The organism is Rhodococcus sp. NPDC047139 (assembly GCF_040643435.1).
Lineage (GTDB): Bacteria > Actinomycetota > Actinomycetes > Mycobacteriales > Mycobacteriaceae > Rhodococcus.
On the sequence record NZ_JBEYUH010000012.1, the window covers coordinates 39,167 to 65,192 of the forward strand.

Consider the following 26,026-nt stretch of genomic DNA (forward strand, 5'->3'; position numbering starts at 1 on the left):
GCTGAGCGAGGTCAGACTCGTCCGGTGACTGTGCCGGCCACCGCGATCACGGTGACCGAACCCGGCGCCACCTCTGTGAATCCCGCGTCGCGGACCGCCACGGCCGTGCCCGACTCCACCCGGGCGAGCAGCTCGCGCCACGTGGTCTCGTCCGCATCGCGGACGGCGCACGGGAATCCGTCCACCGCCCAGGCGCGTGCGGCATCGACGTCGAGGGCGCCCGCGTACAGCATCGCAGCGTGGCCGACCTGCGCGGCCGCCTTGCCGACGGTCATCTCGAGACTCTTCTGCACCCAGAAGACAGGCACACCGGCCTCCGGGGCGGGTGGATCGTCATGGGGAAGGTCGGTTCCTCCGATTTGCAGGCGAGAGATGCGTGGGTCCAGATCCCCCACCGGACCGGGCACGAACGCCCGGGCCTGAGCACCGGCATGGTCGACGGTGACGCCGTCGACGTCCTGCGCGGCCCGCCAGTGGGCACCGCGGGCTCGCCGGGCGACCTTCCGGATGCGAGCGTCGTTCCATGCGAGGAAGGGTTCCTGCCACGGGCCGGGCTCGCCGTCCGGACCGGGCCCCACCCGCGGGTCGAGGCACAGGGCGACCGTGGCCATCGCCGCTGCCTCGAGCACCGCGCTGCGGGCCGGCGGATCCGCCTTCGGTAGGTGCAGCACGATCGGCATCGCCTGCACCTTCGCCGGGTCTTCGGGATCGGGCCGGTGTCCGTAACCGCGGGCGAGCACACCGTGACGCTCGGCGAGTACCGGATCGACAGCCGGCGCCGGTCCCACCCCGGCGGACACGGACTGCTGTTCAGGCACCGCGATCGATCGGGACGCGCCGCAGAGTTCCGTCGACGCGGTCGGCGTCCTCGATCTCCTCGCGGGTGACACCGAGGACGAACAGCACCGCATCGAGATAGGGATACGACAGGGCGGTATCCGCGACCTCGCGCAGCGCGGGCTTGGCGTTGAACGCAATCCCCAGCCCTGCGGCCGACAGCATGTCGATGTCGTTGGCGCCGTCCCCGACTGCGACGGTCTGTTCGACCGGGACTCCCGTCTCGTCGGCGAACTCACGCAGGGCACGTGCCTTCGCTGCGCGATCGACGATGTCGCCGACCACTCGCCCGGTCAGTTTGCCGTCGACGATCTCGAGCGTGTTGGCGCGGACGAAGTCCAGTTCGAGTTCGTGGGCCAGCGGATCGATCACTTGACGGAAGCCACCCGAGACGACACCGCAGCGGAAGCCGAGACGCCGCAGCGTGCGGATCGTGGTGCGAGCGCCGGGAGTGAGCTCGAGTTGCTGGGCGACCTCGTCGATGACGGTCGCGGGCAGGCCGGCGAGCGTGGCGACACGTTGTTCGAGGGACTGTGCGAAGTCGATCTCGCCGCGCATGGCGGCTTCGGTGACCTCTCGGACCTTGTCCTCCACACCGGCGTGTGCGGCAAGCATCTCGATCACCTCGCCCTGGATGAGCGTGGAGTCGACGTCGAAGACGATCAGACGCTTGGAACGACGAGCGAGACCGCCGCGCTCTACGGCAATGTCGACGTCGAGGCCCGTAGCCAGTTCGACGAGAGCGTGGCGCAGTGCGGCATCGGCCTCGGCACCGGTGTCGGATGCGGTGATCATCAGCTCGAGGCCGGTGAGCGGGTAATCGGCGATACCGCGGATCGAATCGATGTTCGCGCCCTGGGCCGCGAGTGTGCGACCCACCGACCTCAGTGCCCGGGCACTGATGGGACTGCCCAGCACGACGACCGCGTGGGTCGAGACGGTGCGTCCCCCGCGCTCCACGCCGACCTGGACGTCCGCGTGCATCCCGACGGTGGCCATCGCGGCCTCGACCTCGTCCTGCATCGCTTCGACATCGTTCGGGCAGACGAGAAGAACGCCGAGGGTGAGCCGCCCGCGGATCACGACCTGCTCGACGTCGAGGAGGTCGACGTCGTGCCGGGTCAGCGCTGCGAACAGCACCGAGGTCACGCCGGGATGGTCAGGTCCGGTCACGGTTACCAGAACCGTGCTTTCAGACGCCACTACGTCTCCGATCGCTTGTCTGTCGAGGCACACGCGGACGCACGCGCGTACCGGCTCGTCCGTCCATTGTTGCAGGTCGAAACGTCCCGCTCGTTGTGGGGTCCGGCCCCCCGAACGGCCGAAGCCCCACCCTTCACGGGTGGGGCTTCGGTCGATCGTCGATCTGCGCTCAAGCGCGCGGATGGTCGCCGGGGGTGCGATCGGCACCCTCGAGGACGTTGACGTTGTGCTTGTCGCTGCCCGGGCCGACGTGCGCCTCGGCACGCATCTTCTCGACCATGTGCGGGTAGTGCAGCTCGAAGGCCGGACGCTCCGAACGGATCCGCGGCAGCTCGGTGAAGTTGTGCCGCGGGGGCGGGCAGCTGGTGGCCCACTCGAGCGAGTTGCCGTAGCCCCACGGGTCGTCGACCGTGACGAGCTGGCCGTAACGGTAGCTCTTGAAGACGTTCCACAGGAACGGCAGCGTCGAGGCACCGAGCACGAACGCACCGATCGTGGAGATCGCGTTGAGCGTGGTGAACCCGTCCGAAGGCAGGTAGTCGGCGTAGCGACGCGGCATGCCCTCGTTACCGAGCCAGTGCTGCACCAGGAAGGTGGCGTGGAAGCCGACGAAGGTCAGCCAGAAGTGCCAGCGGCCGAGGCGCTCGTCGAGCATGCGTCCGGTCATCTTCGGGAACCAGAAGTAGATGCCGGCGTAGGTCGCGAACACGATCGTGCCGAAGAGCACGTAGTGGAAGTGCGCCACCACGAAGTACGAGTCGTGCAGGTGGAAGTCCAGCGGCGGGCTCGCGAGGATGACGCCCGACAGGCCACCGAAGAGGAAGGTGACGATGAAACCGACCGAGAACAACATCGGGCTCTCGAAGGTGAGCTGCCCCTTCCACAGGGTGCCGATCCAGTTGAAGAACTTCACACCGGTCGGGACGGCGATGAGGAAGGTCATGAACGAGAAGTACGGCAGCAGCACGGCGCCGGTGGCGTACATGTGGTGCGCCCACACCGCGATCGACAGCGCTGCGATGGCCATCGTGGCGTAGACCAGACCCGTGTAACCGAAGATCGGCTTGCGGGAGAAGACCGGGAAGATCTCCGAGACGATGCCGAAGAACGGCAGCGCGATGACGTACACCTCGGGATGCCCGAAGAACCAGAACAGGTGCTGCCACAGGAGCACACCGCCGGTGGCGGGGTCGTAGATGTGGCCACCGAGGTGACGGTCCATGAACAGACCGAAGAAGGCGGCGGTCAGGAGCGGGAACACGAGGAGGATCAGCAGGCTGGTGATCAGGATGTTCCACGTGAAGATCGGCATCCGGAACATGGTCATGCCCGGTGCGCGCATGCACACCACGGTGGTGATGAAGTTGACGCCGCCGAGGATGGTGCCCAGGCCCATCACGCCGAGACCGAGGATCCAGAAGTCGGCACCGACACCCGGGGAGTGGAGCTCACTGCTGAGCGGCGTGTAGGCCGTCCACCCGAAGTCGGCAGCGCCGCCGGGGGTGACGAAGCCGAGCATGACGATCGTCGCGCCGAACAGGTACAGCCAGTAGCTGAAGGCGTTCAGGCGCGGGAAGGCGACGTCGGGAGCACCGATCTGCAGCGGCAGGATGTAGTTCGCGAAGCCGAAGACGACCGGGGTCGCGTACATCAGCAGCATGATCGTGCCGTGCATCGTGAACAGCTGGTTGTACTGCTCGTTCGACAGGAACTGCAGGCCGGGGACCGCGAGCTCGGTGCGCATCAGCAGGGCCATCAGGCCGCCGATGAGGAAGAAGGCGAACGAGGTGACCAGGTACATGATCCCCAACATCTTGGGATCTGTGGTCGTGATCATCTTGTAGATGAACGAACCCTTGGGTCCCTGCCGCGGCGGGTACGGCCTTGCTGCAGCTATCTCTGGGACTGGCTGGGGCGCTACGGCAGTCACTAATCCTCCTGAATGCGCGCTCGACCTCGGGCTGGAGGCGAACGGTCTCTGGCTTGCGCTCATCGAATCGTAGACCCTCCCCGAAACGGTCGCCCTCCGGGTCCTACTCACTGTCGTATTCGGTTTGCGAACCTACCTGGAGCGGAGCCGGGAACCGGAGTCGGCGCCTGTGCCGCACTTCACATTCGAGATCACGGGCCGTCGTCGAGCCGCGCACGAACAGCGCAGGTCAACGCTCGTCTGCGCACGGAAAACCGCAGGAGGACGTCCATGTCCCTCCGCGGCAGGTGGTTTGCTCCAGCGGTCCCGCCCACCGAAATCCTCGTCGCCGAATGCAGTTCGGCCGGCACGTCCGATTCGTTCCCCGATCACCTGTCGTCCGTAACGACGCCGCTTTCCCGGACCGTCGTAGGCGTCCGCGCTCACGGACGCCTTCGGAGCCGGCCCGCACATGACGGGATAACCTGAGCCGTCCGATTCAGCAGCGTCCTTCAGGAGTGGTCCGACGTGATTTCCGTGCACCGGTCACGAGCAGTGCTCGTCGCAGCCGTCGCTGCGGTGACGACAGCCCTGGCCGGATGCTCCACTCCGCCCGACGACGACGCCTCCGAGATCGTGCGCACCACGACTCGCATCGCGGGAGCCGCGGTTGTCGGTATCGAACGTGACACCTCGACCGCATGCGCACTTCCCTCCCCACTCGATCCGGGACAGCCCACGAACGGCACGCGGGCAGTCCTGCACACCGCGGGCCTGTCGGACGTGCCCGCCGACCCACAGCGCATCGTCGTCCTCGACCCGGCGGCACTCGACGCGGTGTGCGCGCTGGGACTGTGGGAGCGCGTAGTGGGCGTGAGCTCGGAAGCCTCCGGGCGGCCGGAGTACCTCGGGACGGGGATCGTGGAGTTGCCCGCCGTGGGAGTCGCCGGCGCTCCGGACGTCGCGGCGATCGAGCGCGCGCAGCCGGATGTGATCCTCGGCTCGTCCACCGATTCCGATCTCTACGGGTCCCTGAGTGAACTCGCCCCGACCGTGCTGGTCGGGTCCGATCCGGTCTTCTGGAGAGAGCAGTTCGTGCGTGTGGGCGAGGCGCTCGGTCGCACCGAGGCGGCTCGGCGCGTTCTCGCCGACTACACGACCGCTGCGCGCGAGCTGGGCCGGGAACTGGCCTCGTCCCAGACCCAGGCGTCGATCGTCCGATTCACGGCCGACGGCCCCACAGTGGAGGGCACGGCGTCGTTCGCCGGGCAGGTTCTCGGCGATGTCGGCGCGGCCCGCCCGCCCGCGCAACGGTTCGGGGTGGTCGACGGACAACCGTGGCAGCCCGTGGACACCGCCGATCCGGCGGCGGCCGAGGGCGACGTCATCTTCGTACGCTTCGCCGGGGAGGACGGACTCGAGCGCGGCACCGAATACATGCGGACCGACGAGTGGCTCGATCTCGGTGCGGTCCGCGACAACCGTCTGTTCTCGATGAACGACGAAGTGTGGTCGACACCCGGACCGGTCGCCGCACGCGCGATCCTCACCGACCTGACGCACACCCTCAACGGGTATTCGAGCTGATCTTCGGGCTCGCCGGGCACCGCAACGCATAGCGGTATAGAAACGAAGGCGTGCCGATCCCCGAATTCGTCCTCCAGCTCCGGTCGCTCATCGGAACCGCTCCCCTGTGGTTGCCGGGAGTGAGCGCGATCGTCACCGACGCCGACGGTCGCGTTCTGCTCACCCGGCGCGCCGACAACGGTATGTGGGCGGTGGTCTCCGGCATTCTCGAACCCGGCGAGGAACCGGCCGTTGCCGCAGTGCGGGAGGTGCTGGAGGAGACCGGGGTCGTGGCCGAGATCGTCAGGTTGACGAGTGTCGACGTCACCGCGCCCATCACCTATCCCAACGGGGATGTCGCGCAGTATCTCGACGTGTGCTTCCTGCTGCGCGCCACCGGCGGGCACGCGCGTGTGGCCGACGACGAGAACCTCGAGGTGGCGTGGTTCGCGCCGGATGCGCTTCCGCAGCCACTCACCGAGACGTCGCGTCTGCGGCTCGAGAAGGCATTGGACGGTCGCGCGGAGGCATGGTTCCGGCAGGGCTGAGACCCGCATGCCGAACAGCCGGCCCACCACCGCTCGACGAGCGGAGGTGGGCCGGCTGCGACAGTCCGGAACTGCTCAGAACTCCCAGTCCTCGTCTTCCGTGACGACGGCTTTGCCGATCACGTACGAGCTACCCGAACCCGAGAAGAAGTCGTGGTTCTCGTCGGCGTTCGGCGACAGAGCCGACAGGATCGCCGGGTTCACGTCGGTCTCGTCCTTGGGGAACAGTGCCTCGTAGCCGAGATTCATGAGGGCCTTGTTCGCGTTGTAGCGCAGGAACTTCTTGACGTCCTCGGTGAGCCCGACCTGATCGTAGAGATCCGCCGTGTAGTGGGTCTCGTTGTCGTACAGCTCGAAGAGCAGCTCGAAGACCCAGTCCTTGAGCTCATTGCGTTCGGCCTGCGTGATCTTCTCGAGGCCGCGCTGGTACTTGTAACCGATGTAGTAACCGTGGACGGCCTCGTCGCGGATGATCAGACGGATCATGTCGGCGGTGTTGGTGAGCTTCGCCCGCGACGACCAGTACATCGGAAGGTAGAACCCGGAGTAGAACAGGAACGACTCGAGCAGCGTCGAGGCGGCCTTGCGCTTGAGCGGGTCGTCGCCCTTGTAGTAGTCGAGGATGAGCTGCGCCTTGCGCTGCAGGTTCTCGTTCTCCTCCGACCAGCGGAAGGCGTCGTCGATCTGCCGGCTGGAGCACAGCGTCGAGAAGATCTGCGAGTAGCTCTTCGCGTGCACCGACTCCATGAAGGCGATGTTGGTCAGCACCGCTTCCTCGTGCGGGGTGACCGCATCGGGGATGAGCGAGACAGCACCGACCGTGCCCTGGATGGTGTCGAGGAGCGTCAGGCCTGTGAAGACCCGCATTGTCAGCTCCTGCTCGTACTCGGTGAGGGTGCCCCACGACTGGATGTCGTTGGAGACGGGCACCTTCTCCGGGAGCCAGAAGTTGCCGGTGAGACGGTCCCAGACCTCGGCGTCCTTGTCGTCGGGAACGCGGTTCCAGTTGATCGCGGAGACGCGATCGATGAGCTTGACGCGCACGCCGTCGGCCGGCGAGTGAGCTGCTGCAGTCATCGGTTACCTACCTGAATTGTGTGCTGATGCAAGGACTGTCATGAAATGCCGATCACAGCATGCAGGAGACGCAGTTCTCCACCTCGGTGCCCTCGAGCGCCAGCTGCCGCAGGCGGATGTAATACAGCGTCTTGATTCCCTTGCGCCACGCATAGATCTGAGCCTTGTTCACATCGCGGGTCGTGACGGTGTCCTTGAAGAACAGTGTCAGCGACAGGCCCTGATCCACGTGCTGCGTCGCGGCAGCGTAGGTGTCGATGATCTTCTCGTAGCCGATCTCGTACGCGTCCTGGAAGTACTCGAGGTTCTCGTTCGTCATGTAGGGCGCCGGGTAGTAGACCCGCCCGATCTTGCCCTCCTTGCGAATCTCGATCTTCGACGCGACCGGATGGATGGAGCTGGTCGAGTGGTTGATGTAGGAGATCGAACCGGTGGGCGGGACCGCCTGCAGGTTCTGGTTGTAGATGCCGTGCTTCTGCACGGATTCCTTCAGCTCGCGCCAGTCCTGCTGCGTGGGGATAGCGATGTTCGACTCGGCGAACAGCTGACGGACCCGCTCGGTCGCCGGCTCCCACACCTGATCGGTGTACTTGTCGAAGAACTCACCCGAGGCGTACTTCGACTCCGGGAATCCCTTGAAGTACGTACCACGCTCGATCGCGATCTTGTTCGACGCCCGCAGAGCATGGAACAGCACCGTGTAGAAGTAGATGTTCGTGAAGTCGACGCCTTCTTCGGACCCGTAGAAGATGTGCTCGCGGGCGAGGAAGCCGTGCAGGTTCATCTGGCCGAGGCCGATGGCGTGGGATTCGTTGTTGCCACGCTCGATCGACGGGACGGACGCGATGCTCGTCTGGTCGGAGACCGCCGTCAGGCCACGGATGGCGACCTCGATGGTCTGGGCGAAGTCGGGCGAGTCCATCGCCTTCGCGATGTTGAGCGACCCGAGATTGCACGAGATGTCCTTGCCGACATGGCTGTAGGACAGGTCGTCGTTGTACTCAGAGGGCGTCGAGACCTGCAGGATCTCCGAGCACAGATTCGAGTGGGTGATCTTGCCGGCGATCGGGTTGGCCCGGTTCACCGTGTCCTCGAACATGATGTACGGGTAGCCGGATTCGAACTGCAGCTCCGCGACGGTCTGGAAGAACTCGCGCGCCTTGATCTTCGACTTGCGGATGCGCTTGTCGTCGACCATCTCGTAGTACTTCTCGGTGACATCGATGTCGGCGAACGGCTTTCCGTAGACGCGCTCGACGTCGTACGGCGAGAAGAGGTACATGTCCTCGTTCTTCTTCGCCAGCTCGAACGTGATGTCGGGGATGACGATGCCGAGCGAGAGGGTCTTGATGCGGATCTTCTCGTCCGCGTTCTCGCGCTTGGTGTCGAGGAAGCGGTAGATGTCCGGGTGATGCGCATGCAGGTAGACCGCACCCGCACCCTGACGGGCACCGAGCTGGTTGGCGTACGAGAAGGAGTCCTCGAGCAGCTTCATGATCGGGATGACACCGGAAGACTGGTTCTCGATCTTCTTGATCGGCGCGCCGTGCTCACGAATGTTGCTGAGCAGCAAAGCGACACCGCCGCCACGCTTCGACAGCTGCAGTGCGGAGTTGATGGCACGGCCGATCGACTCCATGTTGTCCTCGATACGGAGCAGGAAGCACGAGACGGGCTCGCCACGCTGCTTCTTGCCCGAGTTGAGGAATGTCGGCGTCGCCGGCTGGAAGCGGCCGGAGATGATCTCGTCGACGAGGTGCCGGGCGAGGATCTCGTCACCGTCGGCGAGCGTCAGCGCAACCATGCACACCCGGTCCTCGAAGCGCTCGAGGTAACGCTTGCCGTCGAAGGTCTTGAGCGTGTACGAGGTGTAGTACTTGAAGGCACCGAGGAAGGTCGGGAACCGGAACTTCTTCGAATACGCGTGATCGAACAGCGATTTGACGAACGGGCGCGAGTACTTCTCGAGTACCTCGGGCTCGTAGTAGTTCTCCTCGAGGAGGTAGTCGAGCTTCTCGTCGAGGTTGTGGAAGAAGACGGTGTTCTGGTTGACGTGCTGCAGGAAGTACTGACGAGCGGCGGCCACATCCTTGTCGAACTGGATCTCGCCGTTGGGGCCGTACAGATTCAACATCGCGTTGAGCGCGTGGTAGTCGAGATCCTTGATCGAGTCGTCGAGGTGCGCGCTCGTGGCGGGAGCGGGATCGGTAATGGTCACAGTGCTGTCCCCACTTGTCGGAGTTAGGAAACGGCCGCGCAGTCACGTCCGCGACGCGCGTCGGATACGGATACGGATGTGGCTCAGGCGTTCTGGAGAACCGAATCCCAGAACCGGGCGAGACCGTCGCGGACACGCTCGACGTCGTCGGTCGTGCCCATCAGCTCGAACCGGTACAGATACGGCACCTTGCACTTACGCGAGACGATGTCGCCCGCGAAACAGTACGAGTCGCCGAAGTTGGTGTTGCCCGCCGCTATGACACCACGGATCAGGCTCCGGTTGCGTTCGTTGTTCAGGAATCGGATGACCTGTTTCGGTACGTAGCGGGTGTCGCGCCCGGTGGCGGTGGTCCCGCCGCCGTAGGTCGGCACGATCAAGACGTACGGTTCGTCGACCTCGAAGACACCATCGCGATCGTGCAGTGGGATCCGGAGGGCCGGAATCCCGAGTTTCTGCACGAACCGGTGGGTGTTCTCGGATGTACTCGAGAAGTACACCAGCGACGTTCCCTGGATCGACCCCAGCGAAGCCATCGGTAGTCACCACTCTTCATTCGTTTGCGAAGACCGGGCCGGACGGGACGGAGCGCTCCGCCCGGAGACGACGACGATCGGGCCGCCTCGGACGCGGCCCGTGATCAGGCAGCGACCGTGAGGGCCTTGATGCGGTCGGGGCGGAAACCGGACCAGTGATCCTCGCCGGCCACGACGACGGGCGCCTGGAGGTAGCCGAGCGCCATGACGTAGTCGCGGGCCTCGGGGTTCTCACTGATATCGACGACGTCGTACTCGATGCCGGCCTTGTCGAGGGCGCGATAGGTGGCGGTGCACTGGACGCAGGCAGGCTTGGTGTAGACGGTGATGTTCATGAATGCCCCTTTTCCGACGGCCGTGGGCGGCCTGACGACTGACTGCTGTGCGTTACCCGGAAACCCACGAATCCGTCCGATCCCGCTTCCCCGAGAGATCGTCGGCGCTTGTGGCCTTCCAGCGGTCTAGACACTACACCTTGTGGCCACCGGATACATAGAACCCAGGATGTTGTGACTTACAAAGGTGATATTCCCAGGTCGCGACCCTCCTTCCGCACCGTTTCGCGCGTGTCCCGAGGCGTCGCGAACGACGCCGGACGGAGACCTCGAGCACAGTATGACGGGCGCCACCGACAACTTCCCTCGGCCGAACTTCCGGACGGCACATGTCGGGCGCGGCAGGGGCGAAACATCACCCCTGCCGCGCCTGCTGATCCGGAGCGTCAGGGCAAGCCGGGCAGAAGGTCGTCGAGGCGGACGGGAAGGTTGCGCACCCGCACTCCCGTCGCGTGCCAGATGGCGTTCACCACCGCCGCGGCACTGCCGACGATCCCGATCTCGCCGATTCCCCGCGAGCCCATCGGCGTCGCGTGCAGGTCCTCTTCGTCGAGCCAGTCGGCTTCGACCTCCCTGATGTCCGCATGCGTCGGCACGTGATATTCGGACAGATCGTGGTTGACGACATGCCCGAAGCGCGGATCACGGATGCTCTCCTCGAACAGCGCCATCGAGATACCGAACGACATTCCTCCGATGAACTGGGAGCGCGCCGTCCGTGGATTGATCACTCGTCCGACGGAGAACAGCCCGAACATTCGAGGCACCCGGATCTCGCCGGTGTCCGCGTCCACGTGCACCTCGGCGAAGTGCGCGCCGAACGACTGGGCGCTGTAATGCTCGAGTTCGCTGTTCTCGGCCGCGGTCGCCGAGAGTTCGGCACCCGGTGAGGGATCGTCACCGAATCGCTTGCCGAATTCCTCTGCGGCAGTGACGATCGCCGTGCCCCAGGACGATGTTCCCGACGAACCGCCGGCCACCGTGCCGTTGGGCAGCGCACTGTCCCCTATCTCGAGGTCGACGTCCTCGGGGCGGCACCCCAGGGCGTCGGCCGCGATGAGCGTCAAGGCCGTCCAGGCGCCGGTACCGAGATCGGTTGCTCCGATACGCACCGAGAACCGGCCGTTCCCCAGGTAGCGGATGAGCGCCTCCGAACCGGGGTTGATCAGGTGGGGATAGGTTGCGACAGCGACACCCGTACCGATCAGCGTGTTGCCCTGCCGCCGGACGGCGGGTCGACGATCGGAGGGATCCCACCCGAACCGTCGTGCCCCTTCCCGGAGGCATTCGACGAGTCGACGCGACGACCACGGCAGACCCGACTCCGGATCGACGTCGGGTTCGTTGCGAATCCGCAGTTCGATCGGGTCGACACCGAGCTCGACGGCGAGCTCGTCCATCGCGACCTCACCGGCGAACATTCCGGGGGCTTCGCCGGGGGCACGCATCCAGAAGGGCGCCGGAACGTCGAGCGTGACGGCCCGATGAGAGGTACGAACGTTGGCAACCTCGTAGAGATTGCGGGTGGGTACCGCCGCCTGCTCGACGAACTCGGTCACTCGGGACGACTGTGTGAACGCCTCGTGCACGAGGCCCGTGAGATTGCCGTCCCGGTCGGCCGCGAGTCGCAGCCGCGACGCCGTCGGGGAACGATATCCGACGTAACCGAACATGTCCTGACGGGAGACCGCGAACTTCACCGGCCTTCCCGGAAGGGACTGTGCCGCAAGGCCGCCGAGCACATCGTGTGCGTGCGGCCCGCCCTTCGAGCCGAATCCCCCGCCGATGTACGGACAGATCACCCGCATACGATCCGGTTCGAGACCGAACACCGGGGCGAGGGCGCCCACAACTCCGTGCGGATGCTGCGTGGAGGTGTACAGCGTCAACGTGTACTCGGCGGAATCCTGGTCCGAGGCAGCAGGATCGTTGTTCCACACCGCCACGACCGTGTGCGGTTCGAGCGGGTTGTTGTGCTCCTCGGGCGTGGAATACCACTGGTCGATCACGGTCTCGGCACGGGCGAACGCCGCGTCGACATCGCCGCGTGCGGTATCGGGTTCGTAGCCGCCGTTGACCGTCTCGGGGGTGTAGGCATCGGGATGGTCGGAGCGGAAAACCACGTCGTGCGGTTCCTCGCTGTATTCGGCCTGCAACAGAGAGCATGCTTCGCGGGCGATCTCGAAGCTCTCCGCGACGACGGCGCCGATGATCTGCCCCCGGTACAGCACCTCGGGTGTCTGCAGCACGGAGTACTCGCCCTCGGCCTTCTCGGTCAGTCTCGGCGCGTTCCACGGGGTGAGCACCTTCAGTACCCCGGGTATCGCTTCGGCGGCAGCGGTGTCGATCCGGTCGACTCGTCCTCGGCCGACAGCGGATACGAGCGGCACGAGATAGGCGGGGTCGTCGACCGGGTGCTCGTACGCATACGGAGCCGTCCCGGCGACCTTCGCAGGTCCGTCGATTCGCGCGGTGGAGTGTCCGCTCGCTCGGATCGCCTCGGGGCTCATGCGGATTCACCTCGTCCCCGTCGTTCGTCGAGTTCACGCAGGGTCGCCACCACGGTGCGCCGTAGCAGCGGGATCTTGTAGGCGTTGCCGTCCAGAGGAGTGGCCTCGGCCAGTTCGGCATCGGCCGCGGACGCGAAGACACTCTCGGTGGGCGGTTGCCCGAGCAGTGCGGCTTCGGCACGGTGCGCACGCCACGGCCCGTGCGCGACACCACCGAACGCGAGGCGGCAGCCGGTGATCGTCCCGTCCGCGACCGTCATCTCGGCGGCCACCGAGACCAGCGCGAACGCATAGGACGCACGGTCGCGCACCTTTCGGTAGGTGGACAGCGGGGTGTGCGGCGGGGGAATCCGGACGCCGACGACGAGTTCGTCCCGTTCGAGCACGGTGTCTCGTTCGGGAGTGTCGCCGGGCGGACGGTAGAAGTCCTCGACTGCGACCGCGCGCTCGCCGTCCGGACCGAGAACGAGAACTTCGGCGTCGAGCGCGAGCAGAGCGACGGCCATGTCGGAGGGGTGGGTGGCCACACAGTGTTCCGAAGCGCCCAGTACTGCGTGGTATCGGGTGTAGCCGCCCAGAGCGGAGCAGCCCGTGCCGGGTTCCCGTTTGTTACAGGCGGTGGTCACGTCCCGGAAGTAGGAGCAGCGAGTGCGCTGGAGCAGGTTGCCACCGGTGGTAGCGAGGTTCCGGAGCTGAGGCGAGGCCCCCGCGAGCAGTGCACGCGACAGCATCGGGTAGTTGCTCCGCACATGGGGATGAGCAGCGAGGTCGCTGTTGCGGACGTTGGTACCCACGCGGATTCCGCCGTCGGCCGTCTCCTCGACCGTGTCGAGCGGGAGATGCGAGACGTCGACGAGTAGATCGGGGGTCGCCACCCCGAGTTTGAGATGGTCGACCAGATTCGTACCGCCCGCGAGGAAGACCGCGCCCGGAGTGTCGTGCACCACGGCGACCGCTGCGGCGGGATCGGCCGGCCGCTCGTATCGGAGGGACCTCATCGAGCCCCCTCCTCGCCGGGTCGGCTGTCACCGGACGCATAGCTACGGATCGCGGCGACGATGTTGGGGTAGGCGGCGCATCGGCACAGGTTGCCGCTCATGCGCTCGCGGATCTCCTCGTCGTCGAGTTCCGGCGCGCTTTCGAGATCTGTCGTGACGTGGCTGGGTGCACCGTCGGCGAACTCGTCGAGCATGCCCACGGCCGAACAGATCTGACCCGGCGTGCAGTAGCCGCACTGGAATGCGTCGTCCTCGATGAACTGCGCTTGGAGCGGATGCAGTCGCCCGTCGGCGAGCCCCGCGGCCGTGACAATCTCTGCGCCGTCGTGTGAGACGGCGAGCGCGAGACACGAGAGGATGCGGCGCCCGTCGAGCAGCACGGTGCACGCTCCACATTGACCGAGATCGCACCCCTTCTTCGGGGAGGTGACCCCGAGGCGGTCGCGCAGGGCGTCGAGCACGGTAGTGCGGACGTCGACGGGAACGCGGCGCTCGACCCCGTCGACGTGGAAAGTTATGGCGAGATCGGGTTCGTGGCCGGTGTCGGTCTTCGTATCCCCGCTTGTCATGGGCAAACCTCCGAACGATGGGATGTGTTCGGGGCATTCCCCCAATGAACGGGATCGAACCTCCCGGCGCTCGCACCGGTCGACGGTTCCCGGAAAGACACCGCGGTGCCGGAGACCTCGGGAGTCTCCGGCACCGCGGTGCGGATCGGTAAGTGCCGCCTCTCGGCGGACGTCGATCAGGCGTTCGCGAGCTCCTTCGTGGCCTCGGTGAGCGCAGCGACGAGTGCGGTGATCTGCTGGGCCGTCTCGGCGTGCTCCTTGGGGTGCTCTCCGCCGAACTTGCCGAAGGTTTCACCCACGGACAGCGACCCGCCCTCGACGACCCGGCCACCCGCGATACCGACGGACTTGACCGTGTCTTCGAGCGCCCACTTCGCGGCGTTCTGGCTGGGCGACTGGCTGACGACGGCGACGGGCTTGCCGTTCAGCGCGCCGGCACCGTAAGGCCGCGACAGCCAGTCGACGGCGTTCTTGAGCACCGCAGAGGTGGTGCCGTTGTACTCGGGCGTGACCAGCAGCACGGCGTCGGCCTCGGCTGCTGCGTCGCGCAGGGCCGCGGCAGCTGCAGGCACGGCTTCGCCGTCGAGGTCCTCGTTGTAGAAGGGAACGTCGGCGAGGCCCCCGTAGAGGGTCACCTCGACGTTCTCGGCAGCGACGGCAGCGGCGGTCTCGGCCAGCAGACGGGAGACGGATCCCTCGCGCAGGCTACCGACAAGGGCGAGAACTCGGGTCATGGGAAACATCCTCGGATCGAAGTGATTGACTGTGAAATGATAAACGGACCGCAGTCCGTTTCTATTCCCGCCCCCGCTAGAGTGTGATCTTGTGAACACTCGCCCCCTGCCTCTCGCGGACGATCGGTCCTCCGAACGGGGCGATGCGGCACGGAACCGCACCCGGTTGCTCGAGGCGGCTGCTCTCCTCGTCGCCGAGCGCGGTGTCGATGCAGTGACGATGGATGACGTGGCGGCGCGCGCGGGTGTCGGCAAGGGCACGGTCTTCCGCAGGTTCGGCTCGCGTGCCGGGCTCGTTCGTGCCCTGCTCGACCACAGCGAGCGCGAGTTCCAGCAGGGTTTCCTGTTCGGTCCGCCGCCCCTGGGCCCGGACGCCGAGCCCCTCGACCGGCTCGTGGCGTTCGGCCGTGCGCGCATCGAACTCGTCGAGGTCCAGGGCGAACTCCTCCGCGCGGCCGAATCCGCCGCGGAGTCGCACTATTTTGCCCCTTCCCATCTCGTCTCGCTCACCCACGTCGACGCCCTGCTGCGCGCCGCCGGGGTCGGCGGCGACACCCGCCTCCTCGCGACCTCACTGGTTGCCTCGCTCGAGGCCACACTCGTACTCCACCAGTGGCGCGAACTCGGCTATCCCCTCCGGCAACTCGCGGACAACTGGGCCGAACTGGCCCACCGAGTCGTGACCGGCACAAGCGCATCCGCGCGGGACACCCGCGTCGTAACGTGACCGCATGATGCGAATTCTCCGGATGTCGGCACTTCTGTTGCCGGCCGTCGCCGCGGCGGCGTGCAGCGCCGGTACCGAGTCATCCGATCCCGCCTCCCCCGACGACCTCATCGGCCGCACGTTCGTCTCGACGGGCGTGACCGGAACTCCGATCCCGGGCGACGGGCCGATGATCGTCGGCTTCCCCGAGAACGGTCGGATCACCGCAACCGCCGGATGCAACCGATTCACCGGAGCGGTGGATCTCGCCGACGGCACCGTGAGAACGCAGGATCTCGCGAGCACGATGATGGCCTGTTCACCGGATCGGGAGGGCGCGGACGAGTGGCTCGGCTCGTTGCTCGGCGCCGGGCCGCGCTGGTCGCTCGACGGGGACGAGTTCACACTGACCACCGACGATTCGACCGTCACCTTCGAGGACGAGAAGGTCGCCGACCCCGATCTGCCGATCACCGGCACCGAATGGGGGGTGACCGCACTGCGCACCGAAGACGCGGTGGTCTCGTCGGTCGCCCTCAAGAACGCTGCGCCCACGCTCCGGATCTCCGAGGACGGAACGGTCGCCGGCCGCACGGGCTGCAACGACTTCAGTGGTTCCGCAGAGGTGGGTGACGATGTGATTCTCTTCGAACCGCTCACGATGACCAGGGCGGCGTGCAGCGATCCGGAGGCCACAGGAATCGAGACGCACATCCTCGAGGTTCTGACCGGCGAGACGACCTACCGCGTGGACGGGTCGTCCATGAGCCTCACCGCACCGAACGGTGTCGACGGATTGGACTTCACGGCACGCTGAACACGCTCGGTACCGTGAGACGCATGCCCGGAGCTTCCCGTGTGGTCGCCGTACTCGCACTGGGTTCGGTGCTGTCCGGGTGCGGGGGTGGAGAATCCGGATCCTCGTCGTCCGACCCGGTGGGCCGGCGTTACGTCTCCACCGAGATCGAGGGCCGGCCGATACCGGGAGGCGGACCGCTCGAGTTGTCCTTCCCTGCCGTCGAGCGTCTCGCCGCGACCGCCGGCTGCAACCGGTTCACCGGTACCGCCGACTTCTCCGGCGGGACGATCCGCGCCGGAAATCTGGCGTCCACCAGAATGGTGTGCCCTCCCCCGCGGAACGGAGCCGACGACTGGGTGCAGACACTGTTCGCAGGCCGGCCACGCTGGACATCGGACGGGGAGGTACTCACGCTGACCACCGGTTCGGTGACCGTCACGCTCACCGAACGCACGAACGGGCGGTGAACGACGAGCCGTCAGTACCGCTCGGCGAGCCACCGTGCGAGTTCCTGCGCACTCCGGTCGACCTGCTTCGGCCAGTCCAGCGCCGAATCGTCGGCCTGATCGCTCACGTGCTTGACGAGCCGGCAGCGCGCACCCATACGGCGAGCCGCACAGGCGACGGCGAATCCTTCCATGTCGACGAGATCGGCACGGGCGGCGAGCGCGTCGCGGACCTGCTCGTCGGACACGAACGAATCACCCGTAGCCAGGACGCTGCCGTCTCCGTCGGAGATCTCGACGACGTCATCGACCGGGTGACCGAGGCTCTTCAGGATCTCACTGCTGATGTCGTGATTGAGGACGGTGGACGGGAGGAACAGGCCCGCGTGGTGGGTGCGCAGTGCGCCGGCGGTTCCGATGTTCACGACGAGCGGTCGCGCGTCGGCCGGATACGCCGCGAGGGCCGCCGTCACGGCAATGGCCGCATCCACCTTCCCGATCCCGGTGATCACCGTCTCGTAGCGGTCCGGGACATGCGCCGCCTCGGCGCGGGTAGCGGATACGACGAGGATCCCGTTCACGTAATGCCTCCGAGTTCGAGGGTCTCGAGTGCCGCCTGGTGCAGCGCCCGCCCGTATCCGGCACCGTATCCCGCCGCGTGGACCGCCAAGGGATGCAACTGGTGCACGGGCACTCGCTGTCTCCATCCGGCACGTAGCGGATGCGCCGACTCGTATCCCTCCACGACACGGTCGAGATGTGGGCAGCCGAAGAGCGCGAGCATCGCCAGATCCGTTTCGCGATGGCCTCCGTGCGCGGCCGGGTCGATCAGGACCACACCACTCGGCGACCACAGCACGTTGCCGTTCCACAGATCGCCGTGCAGGCGTGCGGGCGGGTCCTGATCGTCGAAGGCGCCGTCCTCGACGAGCTCGCAGGCGGTCTCGATGTCGCGGCGCTGGAGGTCGGTGACGCTCCCGGCGTCGACAGCGATCCGCAGGAACGGAAGCACCCGTTCGGCGACGTAGAACTGTCCCCATCGTGCGTGCACGGTGCGGCTCATGGGACGGCGACCGATGAACAGTTGCCCGTCGTACCCGTCGGGGGCCGCACCGAAGCCGCCCGCGCCCGCATCGTGCATCGCGGCGAGCACGGCACCGAACCGGCGTGCGGCATCGGCCGAGGGGTCCGCCTCGACGATCCTGTCGAGTTCGATGTGATGCGCACCCACATCCCGCACCCCTGCGACCGGCATGCCGGCGGCCGCGAGCCAGGACAGTCCCGCCGCCTCGGCGCGGAAGAAGTCGGGGTGCGCGTGGGAATCATGTTTGCGGAAGGCATCTGCGTCGCTCACATTTCGAGTGTGCCTGTGCACCCACTTCACCGTTGTATCGCGGCAGTAACACGAGCGCGCTAGGGTTTTCCAGATGACGAACCTTCGCGATCGGATCATCGAAGAACTCGGGGTGAAGCCCACCATCGACGCTCGCGCCGAGATCGACTCACGGGTGCAGTTTCTCGCCGACTACCTGCGTAGCACTCCGGCGAAGGGGTTCGTGCTCGGGATCAGCGGCGGCCAGGACAGCACGCTCGCGGGAAAGCTGTCCCAGCTCGCAGCGGAGAAATTGCGTGCCGAAGGCCACCCCGCCGAGTTCGTCGCGGTCCGGCTGCCCTACGGCAAGCAGGCCGATGAGCACGATGCCCTCGTCTCCTTGGAGTTCATCTGTGCCGACCGGACTCTCGGAGTCGATGTGCAACCCGGCGCCCACGCGACGGCCGTGGAGGTCGCCCGCGCGCTGTACGGGGCCGAGACCCGCCTGCGCGATTTCGTGCGCGGCAACATCAAGGCACGCGAGCGCATGATGGTCCAGTACGCGATCGCCGGCGAACTCGGCTACCTCGTGGTCGGTACCGATCACGCTGCCGAAGCAGTGACCGGCTTCTACACCAAGTACGGCGACGGTGGTGTGGACATCACTCCTCTGGCCGGGCTGACGAAGCGGCAGGGCGCCGAGCTGCTGCGTGAACTCGGCGCACCGGAGAGTACGTGGAAGAAGATCCCCACCGCGGACCTCGAGGACGACCGTCCCGCCCTGCCGGACGAGGAAGCACTCGGCATGACCTACAGCGAGATCGACGACTATCTCGAAGGCAAAGAGGTCACCGACGACCTGAGCGAACGCCTCGAAGCGAAGTTCCTCGAGACGCGGCACAAGCGTGTGATGCCGGTGGCGCCCTTCGACACCTGGTGGCGGGAGACCTAGCCCCCTGCGAAGGGCGGCAGGACGTCCACCCGGGATCCGGCCCGGCGGCCGAGGTCCCGGGTGAGTTCGCCGGTCCCGCCCTCGCCCGGCTCGAGCAGATATGCGGCAACCGACAGGACGCGCTCCATGTCGGGCCCGTAGCGGTCGACGAGAACGGCACGCAGCGCGCCGAGCTCGGCACCCTCCGGCAGTTCGATCGTGTCCTTCTCCCGTCCGGCCGCATCGGCTGCGGCCGCGAAGTACCGCACCTCGATCCCGGTCGTCACTTCAGCCACCGATAGCTCCCATGCTGCGCTGCGGCGGCGCGAAATCCGCCGCGTCCATACCGTGTCCGGCCCATTTGTTCCACATCGCCCCGCGCCACAGTGCAGCGAGTTCGTCGTCGCTCGCGCCGCCGCGCAACGCGGCGCGCAGGTCCGTCTCCCGGTCGCTGAACAGGCAGGATCGCACCGTGCCCTCTGCCGTCAGGCGGGTTCGGTCGCAGTCGGCGCAGAACGAACGCGTCACGGAGGCGATGATCCCGACGCTCGCCGGCCCACCGTCGACGAGCCAGCGTTCGGCCGGCGCCGACGGATCCTCGCGTTCGGTCTCCGTGAGCGAGAAGCGCCGTCCGAGTACCTCGAGCAGAGCCTCGGCCGGCACCATCTGCGAACGCGCCCAGGTGTGGTCGGCGTCGAGCGGCATCTGCTCGATGAATCGCAGTTCCGCCCCCTCGTCGAGGCACCATGCGAGCAGGTCCGGCGCGCCCGCGAGGGTCTCCGGCATGAGCACGGCGTTGACCTTGATCCGGGTGAACCCGGCGGACGACGCTGCGCGGATACCCGCGAGGACCGAGTCGAGCCGGTCGCGGCGGGTCAGCCGGGCGAAATGGTCGCGGTCGAGTGTGTCGAGCGAGATGTTCACGCGGGTGAGCCCCGCGTCGGCGAGCTTCCCAGCGCGATGTGCGAGCCCCACCGCGTTGGTCGTCAGCGCCATCGGCAGACCCGGCGTCTGCCGGGCGCATCCGGCGATGATGTCCTCGAGGTCGCGGCGCATGAGGGGTTCTCCGCCGGTGAAGCGCACCTCGTGGACGCCGAGATGCTCGGTCGCGATCCCCACCAGACGCACGATCTCCGAGGTGGTGAGCAGCTTCTCGCGAGGGATCTCGGGGAGTCCTTCGGCCGGCATGCAATAGGTGCAGCGCAACGAACACTTCTCGGTGAGGGACACACGCAGATCGCGGGCGATGCGACCGAAACGGTCGACGAGCTCGGGCACCTCGGGCCGGTCGGACACGTCGTCCGTGCGATCACGCACGGAGGGCATGCCCACATCAACTGTCGTCATCCGGCCATCGCTTTCATACAGCACAGTATGCCCATCACCGGGCATGGTCACACGGCATCCGGACACACGGCACACAATCGGCGCATCGTCGTCTCCGGAGTGTGGGCATCCTGGGCCTAGGATGACGGCATGACGAGCGCCAGGCGGTCCGTGGAGGAACACGAACAGCACGTGGCGGCGCTGCTGGAACCGCTCCGGGCGAGGAGCGCCTCGCGGGTGCCGCTCGCCCATGCACTCGACCGCACACTCTCGGAGGATGTCGACTCACCGATCGACCTGCCACCCTTCCGTAACTCCCAGATGGACGGCTACGCGGTACGCGCACGCGATCTCTCGTCGATTCCCGCGGACCTGCCCGTGCAGGGTGTCCTCGCCGCCGGCGACACAGTTGCCGCACTCGCACCGGGCCGGGCGCTGAAGATCATGACCGGCGCCCCGGTCCCCGAGGGCGCCGACGCCGTCGTCCCCGTCGAGGACACCCGTGCCGCCGACGCGGCCACCGTGACCGTCGAGCGCAGCGTGACGCCCGGGACCTATGTGCGTGAGGCCGGAAGCGACGTCCGCAAGGGCGATCTGCTGCTTCCCGCCGGCACGGTGCTCGCCGCACGCCACATCGCCGTCCTCGCCGCCGTCGGTCTCACCTGGGTTCCCGTGCGTCCGCGGCCGCGGGTGGCGATCATCTCCACCGGCAGCGAGCTCGTCACGGCCGGGAGCGAACTGGGCCCCGGCCAGATCTTCAATTCCAACGGCCCTGCGCTGGCTGCGAGCGCGTCGGCCAACGGTGCGGATGTCGTCGCCATCGACCATTGCCACGACGATCCGGACGAGTTCGTGAAGATGCTCGACCACGCTCTGCGCGTCGCCGACCTGGTCCTCACCTCGGGCGGAGTGTCGAAAGGCGATTTCGAGGTCGTGAAGGACACTCTCGGTCCTCGGGGCGGTGAGTTCGTCTCGGTGGCGATGCAGCCGGGCGGCCCTCAGGGCACGGCGGTGCTCGAGGGTGTCCCGATCCTCACCTTCCCCGGAAATCCCGTCAGCGCCCTCGTCTCGTTCGAGGTGTTCGCGCGACCGGCGTTGCGGGCCGCGGCCGGATACCGGCCCGTCGTGTGCGAAGAACTGCCGCTCACCACCGGACTCACATCGATCCCCGGGCGACGGCAGTTTCTGCGGGGACGGCTCGACGACAACGGCGTGACTCCCTTCCGCGGGCACGGATCGCACCTCGTCGCCGGACTCGCCGCAGCCGACGTCCTCCTCGACATTCCTGCCGACACCACCTCCCTCGAAGCCGGAGACCTCGTGAAAGTACGGATTCTGTGACCGATCTCAGCCACCTGGACGACCAGGGACGTGCCCGAATGGTGGACGTCTCGTCGAAGGCCGACACCACACGGGTCGCTGTGGCGGCGGGCGAGCTCGTCACCACCGCCGAGGTGGTCGCGCTCGTCCGGGCCGACGACATGCCCAAGGCCGACGTGCTGGCGACGGCGCGCATCGCCGGTATCGCCGCGGCGAAACGCACCTGGGAATTGATCCCTCTGTGTCATCAGCTCGCGTTGTCGTCGGTGAAGGTGATGTTCGGATTCACGGACACCTCCATCACGATCGAGGCCACGGCGAAGACCAAGGGCCCGACCGGAGTCGAGATGGAGGCACTCACTGCGGTCGCCGTCGCCGGTCTGACTTTGCACGACATGGTCAAGGCCGTCGATCCCGCGGCGGTCCTCGACGGTGTCCGCCTGCTCTCGAAGGAGGGAGGCAAGCGCGGCCACTGGACGCGCGACCACACGCCATCCCCGGACGAGGAGACGACATCACCGGCGCCGGTGGCGGATGAGACAGGGCATACGGCCACGGTGGTCGTCGCGTCGACCGGTGTAGCAGCGGGCACCCGCGCCGACCGCACGGGCCCGCTCATCCGATCGTGGCTCGAGGACAAGGGATTCACGGTTCGCGGTCCGCTCGTGCACGCGGACGCGGACATCGCTGCCGGTCTCGCCGACGCGGTGCGTCCGGGTCCCGCCCTCGTCGTCACGACCGGCGGTACCGGAGCGTCGCCCACCGACGCCACCCCGGAAGCCACTCTCGCACTTCTCGATCGAGAACTGCCCGGCATCGCGGACGCAATCCGGCAGCGCGGACTCGGTGCCACACCGCACGCCGTGCTCTCCCGCGGGGTCGCCGGACTCGTCGGACGCACGGTCGTCGTGAACCTCCCCGGATCGCCCGGTGGGGTGAAGGACGGCCTCGCCGCCCTCGACCCGATCCTCGACCATCTGTTGGCCCAAGTCGCAGGAGGCGGCGCCCATGAGTGAACTGCTGGCCCGGATCTCGTCGGAGCCGCTGGATCCCGCCGCGGTCGACGCCGCGGTGGCCGGCGCCGAGCACGGCGCGGTGGTGGTCTTCACCGGTTTGGTCCGCAATCACGACGGCGGCGAGTCGGTGACCGCGCTGCAGTATCAGGCACATCCCGATGCCGAGGCGTTCCTGCGCCGGTGCTGCGAGGACGTCGCGGCGAGATCGGGGCTACCGGTCGCGGCCGTGCACCGAGTGGGCGATCTCACCATCGGCGATCTGGCGCTGGTCGCTGCGGTTGCGGCCCCGCATCGCGCGGAGGCCTTCGCTACGTGCGCCGAACTGGTCGAACGCATCAAATCCGAAGTACCCATCTGGAAGCGTCAGCACTTCACTGCGGGTGTCTCGGAGTGGGTGGGCCTGTAGCCGCAGCGGCGGACGCCGCCGTCGGGTGCGGTAGGGTGACATGGTTCGGGTGTCACGACGACACCCACCGTCGTGGGATACCGGCGGCCCGGGATCGTGCCCGGCCCGCACGCACAGATGCACCGGCTTTCCTTGCGGCGATCGCACAGCACCACGGACCCCGTCCGTCGAGTGCACACACGCCGCATCGAAAGGCAGCGCTGTTTCATGACCCCAACTTTCTCCGATCTCGGGGTGCCCCGCCCGCTCGTCGCCACTCTGAACGACGCCGGGATCACCAACCCGTTCCCGATCCAGGTGGACACCCTCCCCGACACTCTCGCGGGCCGCGACGTGCTCGGCCGCGGGCGCACCGGAAGCGGTAAGACCCTGGCCTTCTCGATTCCGGTCGCCGCCCGGCTCGGCGGCAGCAGCACCCGGGCAGCCGGCCGCCCGCGTGGCCTGATCCTCGCCCCGACCCGCGAACTGGCCACCCAGATCGCAGCGGTCGTCGAACCGCTCGCCCACACATCGGGATTGAAGGTCACCACGATCTTCGGCGGCGTGTCGCAGAAGCGTCAGGTCGAGGCGCTGCGTCGCGGTGTCGACATCGTCATCGCATGCCCCGGCCGCCTCGAGGACCTGATGCGCCAGAAGTTCGTCTCGCTCGACGAGGTCGAGGTGACCGTGCTCGACGAGGCAGACCACATGGCCGACCTCGGATTCCTGCCGGGCGTCACCCGAATTCTGACGGCTACGCCGAAAGACGGTCAGCGACTGCTGTTCTCGGCGACCCTGGACAACGGGGTCGACAAGCTCGTCAAGCGCTTCCTGAAGGACCCGGTCCTGCATTCGGTCGACGAGGCCCATTCCCCCGTTGCCGCAATGACCCATCACGTCTTCGACGTCGCCGACGTCGAGGCCAAGAAGAACCTCGTCCGCACGCTCGCTTCGGGAACCGGACGCCGAATCCTGTTCATGCGCACCAAGCATCAGGCTCGCAAGCTCGCCAAGCAGCTCACCGATTCCGGCATCCCGGCAGTGGACCTGCACGGCAATCTCTCCCAGAACGCACGCGATCGCAATCTCGCCGCATTCTCCTCGGGTGAGGCCCGTGTACTCGTCGCGACGGACGTCGCTGCGCGCGGTGTGCACGTCGACGACGTCGAACTCGTCGTGCATGTGGATCCGCCCGCCGAACACAAGGCCTATCTGCACCGTTCCGGCCGCACCGCACGTGCCGGCAGCACCGGCGACGTCGTCACCGTCGTTCTGCCCGACCAGCGCAAGGACCTCGCGGTCATCATGCGCAAGGCCGCGATCACCGTCACCCCGATCAAGGTGACAGCGAACTCCGAGCACGTGCTCGACCTCGTCGGTGAGATCGCACCGCACGTGCCGCCGGCTCCGAAGCAGACCACCACATCGTCGCGCCCGCAGCGCAACAGCAGCAGCGGTCGCCGCTCGGCGGCTCCTCGTCAGGGTTCCACTCAGCGCACCGGTTCGGGACAGCGCGCTTCGGGTGGCCAGCGCTCCTCCGGTGGACAGCGCTCTGCAGGTGGTCAGCGTTCGGCCGGTCAGGGCGCGGCCGCGCCGACCGGCGGTCGCCGGCGACCGCAGCGTCGTACCCCCACCGCGCGCTGATCCGGCGAGTCGCCGCTACCGAGCTAGCGTGGCGTGAACCGGTGGATCGCGTACATCGCGTCCGCGGACACCGGTTCGGCCGGCACACACCGGCGTAGGCGCTCCTGCACGTCATCGGTGTCGAGATCGGCACCGATGACCACGAGCCGAGTGCCGTCGGGCACGTCCGCGCCACGTCCGACCGGTTCGAACCGGATGTGGTCACCCACGGTGTGCAACAGATAGGTGCCGGTGTGCAGCCCGGCGACGACACGCACGTATCCCTTGATACGGAACACCCCTGCGGGCTGGTTCTCGAGAAAATCGACCAGCATGCGGGGGTGCAGTGCGTCGGCGGACTCGAAGGCGATCGCGTCGTACCCCTCGTGCAGGTGGGGGTGCTCGTCCTCGTCCTGTTCGTAGAGCAGCCGGTCGAGCGTCAGTTGCTCGCCGGGCTGCGGCTCCGGGCGCTCCGGGATGTCGAACAGCAGTGCCGGGTCGATACGACCGTGATCGGTGGAGACCACTGCCGCCCGGGAGTTCAAGCGGCACAAGCGCGTCAGCAGCTCGTCGTGGACGTCGCCGTCGATCCGATCCGTCTTGTTGAGGAGCACGAGATCGGCGAGAGCCACATGCTGTTCCAGTTCGGGATGCTGCGCGGTAGTCGCGTCGAACTCCACCGCGTCGACGACGAGCACGAGCCCGCCATAGGTGACATATTCGTTCTCCGATCCAGCGACCAGCCGGATCATGTTGCGGGGCTCGGCGAGTCCACTCGCCTCGACGACGATCACGTCCAGATCGGACGAACGGTGGGCGAGCTTGTCGAGCATCGCATCCATGTCAGTGACATCGACTGCGCAACAAAGACATCCGTTACTGAGCGAGACCATCGAGTCGACCTGCCCGGCAACCATCATCGAGTCGATGTTGACCGAGCCGAAATCGTTCACGATCACCCCGATCCGCGCACCGCGGGTGTTGCGCAGGAGGTGATTGAGCAGCGTCGTCTTCCCCGCCCCGAGAAATCCGGCCACCACGATCACCGGAATCTGCTTCTTCGCCATGATGGTGAGACTAGCGGCACCGACGGACCCCGTCGGTCCTCCTGATCTCAGTCGC

Annotated in this window: 26 protein-coding genes; 10 read left to right on the top strand and 16 right to left on the bottom strand. The window is 66.9% G+C overall.

The window, feature by feature from the left end; genetic code table 11:
- Positions 1–11: 11 nt before the first annotated feature.
- The 3 genes from ABZ789_RS16000 to ctaD all read right to left on the bottom strand — a co-directional run bounded on the left by ABZ789_RS16000 (position 12) and on the right by ctaD (position 3,970).
- Positions 12–800 (bottom strand): aminoacyl-tRNA hydrolase, encoded by a 789-nt coding sequence (locus ABZ789_RS16000; RefSeq protein ID WP_358425486.1) that lies wholly within the window; start codon positions 798–800, stop codon positions 12–14.
- A gap of 10 nt (positions 801–810) precedes the next feature.
- Complete coding sequence (gene serB / locus ABZ789_RS16005) at positions 811–2,040, bottom strand: phosphoserine phosphatase SerB (protein WP_358425308.1); 1,230 nt, start codon at positions 2,038–2,040, stop codon at positions 811–813.
- Positions 2,041–2,209: 169 nt separating this feature from the next.
- Entirely contained in the window at positions 2,210–3,970 is a 1,761-nt protein-coding gene (gene ctaD, locus ABZ789_RS16010; protein ID WP_358425310.1) for a cytochrome c oxidase subunit I, read from the bottom strand.
- A gap of 516 nt (positions 3,971–4,486) precedes the next feature.
- On the opposite strand from ctaD, the gene ABZ789_RS16015 reads away from it, so the two are divergent.
- On the top strand, positions 4,487–5,536 hold the full coding sequence (locus ABZ789_RS16015) for an ABC transporter substrate-binding protein (protein WP_358425489.1): 1,050 nt from the start codon (positions 4,487–4,489) through the stop codon (positions 5,534–5,536).
- A gap of 50 nt (positions 5,537–5,586) precedes the next feature.
- Positions 5,587–6,063 (top strand): NUDIX domain-containing protein, encoded by a 477-nt coding sequence (locus ABZ789_RS16020; protein ID WP_358425312.1) that lies wholly within the window; start codon positions 5,587–5,589, stop codon positions 6,061–6,063.
- 75 nt (positions 6,064–6,138) lie between these two features.
- On the opposite strand, the gene nrdF is transcribed toward ABZ789_RS16020, so the two are convergent.
- The 8 genes from nrdF to ABZ789_RS16060 all read right to left on the bottom strand — a co-directional run bounded on the left by nrdF (position 6,139) and on the right by ABZ789_RS16060 (position 15,040).
- Positions 6,139–7,140 (bottom strand): class 1b ribonucleoside-diphosphate reductase subunit beta, encoded by a 1,002-nt coding sequence (nrdF, locus tag ABZ789_RS16025; protein ID WP_358425313.1) that lies wholly within the window; start codon positions 7,138–7,140, stop codon positions 6,139–6,141.
- Positions 7,141–7,192: 52 nt separating this feature from the next.
- Entirely contained in the window at positions 7,193–9,274 is a 2,082-nt protein-coding gene (gene nrdE / locus ABZ789_RS16030) for a class 1b ribonucleoside-diphosphate reductase subunit alpha (protein ID WP_358425492.1), read from the bottom strand.
- A gap of 167 nt (positions 9,275–9,441) precedes the next feature.
- Positions 9,442–9,894, bottom strand: a complete 453-nt coding sequence (nrdI, locus tag ABZ789_RS16035; RefSeq protein WP_358425315.1) for a class Ib ribonucleoside-diphosphate reductase assembly flavoprotein NrdI — start codon at positions 9,892–9,894, stop codon at positions 9,442–9,444.
- A gap of 104 nt (positions 9,895–9,998) precedes the next feature.
- Entirely contained in the window at positions 9,999–10,229 is a 231-nt protein-coding gene (locus tag ABZ789_RS16040; protein WP_358425317.1) for a redoxin NrdH, read from the bottom strand.
- Between the two features lie 386 nt (positions 10,230–10,615).
- Entirely contained in the window at positions 10,616–12,739 is a 2,124-nt protein-coding gene (locus ABZ789_RS16045) for a xanthine dehydrogenase family protein molybdopterin-binding subunit (protein WP_358425319.1), read from the bottom strand.
- Positions 12,736–13,737 (bottom strand): xanthine dehydrogenase family protein subunit M, encoded by a 1,002-nt coding sequence (locus ABZ789_RS16050; RefSeq protein ID WP_358425321.1) that lies wholly within the window; start codon positions 13,735–13,737, stop codon positions 12,736–12,738. Before ABZ789_RS16050 ends, ABZ789_RS16045 begins: the two co-directional genes overlap by 4 nt.
- The gene (locus ABZ789_RS16055) at positions 13,734–14,306 is read right to left on the bottom strand and encodes a 2Fe-2S iron-sulfur cluster-binding protein (RefSeq protein WP_358425323.1); all 573 of its coding nucleotides are present in this window, start codon (positions 14,304–14,306) and stop codon (positions 13,734–13,736) included. The genes ABZ789_RS16050 and ABZ789_RS16055 overlap by 4 nt, the downstream gene beginning before the upstream one ends.
- A gap of 176 nt (positions 14,307–14,482) precedes the next feature.
- A complete protein-coding gene (locus ABZ789_RS16060; RefSeq protein ID WP_358425325.1) occupies positions 14,483–15,040 on the bottom strand; it encodes an NAD(P)H-dependent oxidoreductase in 558 nt (185 codons plus the stop codon).
- A 91-nt stretch (positions 15,041–15,131) separates the two neighbouring features.
- On the opposite strand from ABZ789_RS16060, the gene ABZ789_RS16065 reads away from it, so the two are divergent.
- From ABZ789_RS16065 to ABZ789_RS16075, 3 genes are read left to right on the top strand one after another with little or no spacing between them, the layout of a single operon-like run.
- Complete coding sequence (locus tag ABZ789_RS16065) at positions 15,132–15,767, top strand: TetR/AcrR family transcriptional regulator (protein ID WP_358425327.1); 636 nt, start codon at positions 15,132–15,134, stop codon at positions 15,765–15,767.
- 4 nt (positions 15,768–15,771) lie between these two features.
- Positions 15,772–16,563: an META domain-containing protein gene (locus ABZ789_RS16070; protein ID WP_358425328.1), complete on the top strand. Its 792-nt coding sequence runs from the start codon at positions 15,772–15,774 to the stop codon at positions 16,561–16,563.
- Between the two features lie 23 nt (positions 16,564–16,586).
- Positions 16,587–17,012, top strand: coding sequence for an META domain-containing protein (locus tag ABZ789_RS16075; protein ID WP_358425330.1), 426 nt, complete (start codon positions 16,587–16,589; stop codon positions 17,010–17,012).
- An 11-nt stretch (positions 17,013–17,023) separates the two neighbouring features.
- On the opposite strand, the gene ABZ789_RS16080 is transcribed toward ABZ789_RS16075, so the two are convergent.
- Positions 17,024–17,572, bottom strand: a complete 549-nt coding sequence (locus ABZ789_RS16080) for a nucleosidase (protein WP_358425331.1) — start codon at positions 17,570–17,572, stop codon at positions 17,024–17,026.
- On the bottom strand, positions 17,569–18,345 hold the full coding sequence (locus tag ABZ789_RS16085) for a fructosamine kinase family protein (protein WP_358425333.1): 777 nt from the start codon (positions 18,343–18,345) through the stop codon (positions 17,569–17,571). The genes ABZ789_RS16080 and ABZ789_RS16085 overlap by 4 nt, the downstream gene beginning before the upstream one ends.
- Before the next feature lie 73 nt (positions 18,346–18,418).
- Between ABZ789_RS16085 and nadE the strand changes: the two genes are divergently transcribed.
- Positions 18,419–19,255 carry an ammonia-dependent NAD(+) synthetase gene (gene nadE / locus ABZ789_RS16090; protein ID WP_358425334.1) on the top strand — a complete coding sequence of 279 codons (837 nt, stop codon included), beginning with the start codon at positions 18,419–18,421 and terminating at the stop codon, positions 19,253–19,255.
- On the opposite strand, the gene ABZ789_RS16095 is transcribed toward nadE, so the two are convergent.
- Positions 19,252–19,530 (bottom strand): MoaD/ThiS family protein, encoded by a 279-nt coding sequence (locus ABZ789_RS16095; RefSeq protein ID WP_358425336.1) that lies wholly within the window; start codon positions 19,528–19,530, stop codon positions 19,252–19,254. The genes nadE and ABZ789_RS16095 overlap by 4 nt on opposite strands.
- Entirely contained in the window at positions 19,523–20,581 is a 1,059-nt protein-coding gene (gene moaA, locus ABZ789_RS16100) for a GTP 3',8-cyclase MoaA (protein ID WP_358425337.1), read from the bottom strand. The genes ABZ789_RS16095 and moaA overlap by 8 nt, the downstream gene beginning before the upstream one ends.
- Positions 20,582–20,710: 129 nt before the next feature.
- On the opposite strand from moaA, the gene glp reads away from it, so the two are divergent.
- From glp to ABZ789_RS16120, 4 genes are all read left to right on the top strand, one after another.
- Entirely contained in the window at positions 20,711–21,901 is a 1,191-nt protein-coding gene (gene glp / locus ABZ789_RS16105) for a gephyrin-like molybdotransferase Glp (RefSeq protein ID WP_358425339.1), read from the top strand.
- Complete coding sequence (moaCB, locus tag ABZ789_RS16110; RefSeq protein WP_358425341.1) at positions 21,898–22,896, top strand: bifunctional molybdenum cofactor biosynthesis protein MoaC/MoaB; 999 nt, start codon at positions 21,898–21,900, stop codon at positions 22,894–22,896. The genes glp and moaCB overlap by 4 nt, the downstream gene beginning before the upstream one ends.
- Positions 22,889–23,302 carry a molybdenum cofactor biosynthesis protein MoaE gene (locus ABZ789_RS16115; RefSeq protein WP_358425343.1) on the top strand — a complete coding sequence of 138 codons (414 nt, stop codon included), beginning with the start codon at positions 22,889–22,891 and terminating at the stop codon, positions 23,300–23,302. Before moaCB ends, ABZ789_RS16115 begins: the two co-directional genes overlap by 8 nt.
- Before the next feature lie 207 nt (positions 23,303–23,509).
- Complete coding sequence (locus ABZ789_RS16120; RefSeq protein ID WP_358425345.1) at positions 23,510–24,925, top strand: DEAD/DEAH box helicase; 1,416 nt, start codon at positions 23,510–23,512, stop codon at positions 24,923–24,925.
- 23 nt (positions 24,926–24,948) lie between these two features.
- Here ABZ789_RS16120 and ABZ789_RS16125 read toward each other — a convergent pair whose 3' ends face one another.
- Complete coding sequence (locus ABZ789_RS16125; RefSeq protein ID WP_358425346.1) at positions 24,949–25,971, bottom strand: CobW family GTP-binding protein; 1,023 nt, start codon at positions 25,969–25,971, stop codon at positions 24,949–24,951.
- Positions 25,972–26,026 lie beyond the last annotated feature (55 nt).

Excerpts from the sequence above, each read along its gene's own strand:
- nrdF (WP_358425313.1), bottom strand. The coding sequence starts at position 7,140 with ATGACTGCAGCAGCTCACTCGCCGGCCGACGGCGTGCGCGTCAAGCTC.
- nrdE (WP_358425492.1), bottom strand. The coding sequence starts at position 9,274 with ATGTTGAATCTGTACGGCCCCAACGGCGAGATCCAGTTCGACAAGGAT.
- nrdI (WP_358425315.1), bottom strand. The coding sequence starts at position 9,894 with ATGGCTTCGCTGGGGTCGATCCAGGGAACGTCGCTGGTGTACTTCTCG.
- ABZ789_RS16040 (WP_358425317.1), bottom strand. The coding sequence starts at position 10,229 with ATGAACATCACCGTCTACACCAAGCCTGCCTGCGTCCAGTGCACCGCC.
- ABZ789_RS16045 (WP_358425319.1), bottom strand. The coding sequence starts at position 12,739 with ATGAGCCCCGAGGCGATCCGAGCGAGCGGACACTCCACCGCGCGAATC.
- ABZ789_RS16050 (WP_358425321.1), bottom strand. The coding sequence starts at position 13,737 with ATGAGGTCCCTCCGATACGAGCGGCCGGCCGATCCCGCCGCAGCGGTC.
- ABZ789_RS16055 (WP_358425323.1), bottom strand. The coding sequence starts at position 14,306 with ATGACAAGCGGGGATACGAAGACCGACACCGGCCACGAACCCGATCTC.
- ABZ789_RS16060 (WP_358425325.1), bottom strand. The coding sequence starts at position 15,040 with ATGACCCGAGTTCTCGCCCTTGTCGGTAGCCTGCGCGAGGGATCCGTC.
- ABZ789_RS16070 (WP_358425328.1), top strand. The coding sequence starts at position 15,772 with ATGATGCGAATTCTCCGGATGTCGGCACTTCTGTTGCCGGCCGTCGCC.
- ABZ789_RS16075 (WP_358425330.1), top strand. The coding sequence starts at position 16,587 with ATGCCCGGAGCTTCCCGTGTGGTCGCCGTACTCGCACTGGGTTCGGTG.
- nadE (WP_358425334.1), top strand. The coding sequence starts at position 18,419 with ATGACGAACCTTCGCGATCGGATCATCGAAGAACTCGGGGTGAAGCCC.
- moaA (WP_358425337.1), bottom strand. The coding sequence starts at position 20,581 with ATGACGACAGTTGATGTGGGCATGCCCTCCGTGCGTGATCGCACGGAC.
- glp (WP_358425339.1), top strand. The coding sequence starts at position 20,711 with ATGACGAGCGCCAGGCGGTCCGTGGAGGAACACGAACAGCACGTGGCG.
- ABZ789_RS16115 (WP_358425343.1), top strand. The coding sequence starts at position 22,889 with ATGAGTGAACTGCTGGCCCGGATCTCGTCGGAGCCGCTGGATCCCGCC.
- ABZ789_RS16120 (WP_358425345.1), top strand. The coding sequence starts at position 23,510 with ATGACCCCAACTTTCTCCGATCTCGGGGTGCCCCGCCCGCTCGTCGCC.
- ABZ789_RS16125 (WP_358425346.1), bottom strand. The coding sequence starts at position 25,971 with ATGGCGAAGAAGCAGATTCCGGTGATCGTGGTGGCCGGATTTCTCGGG.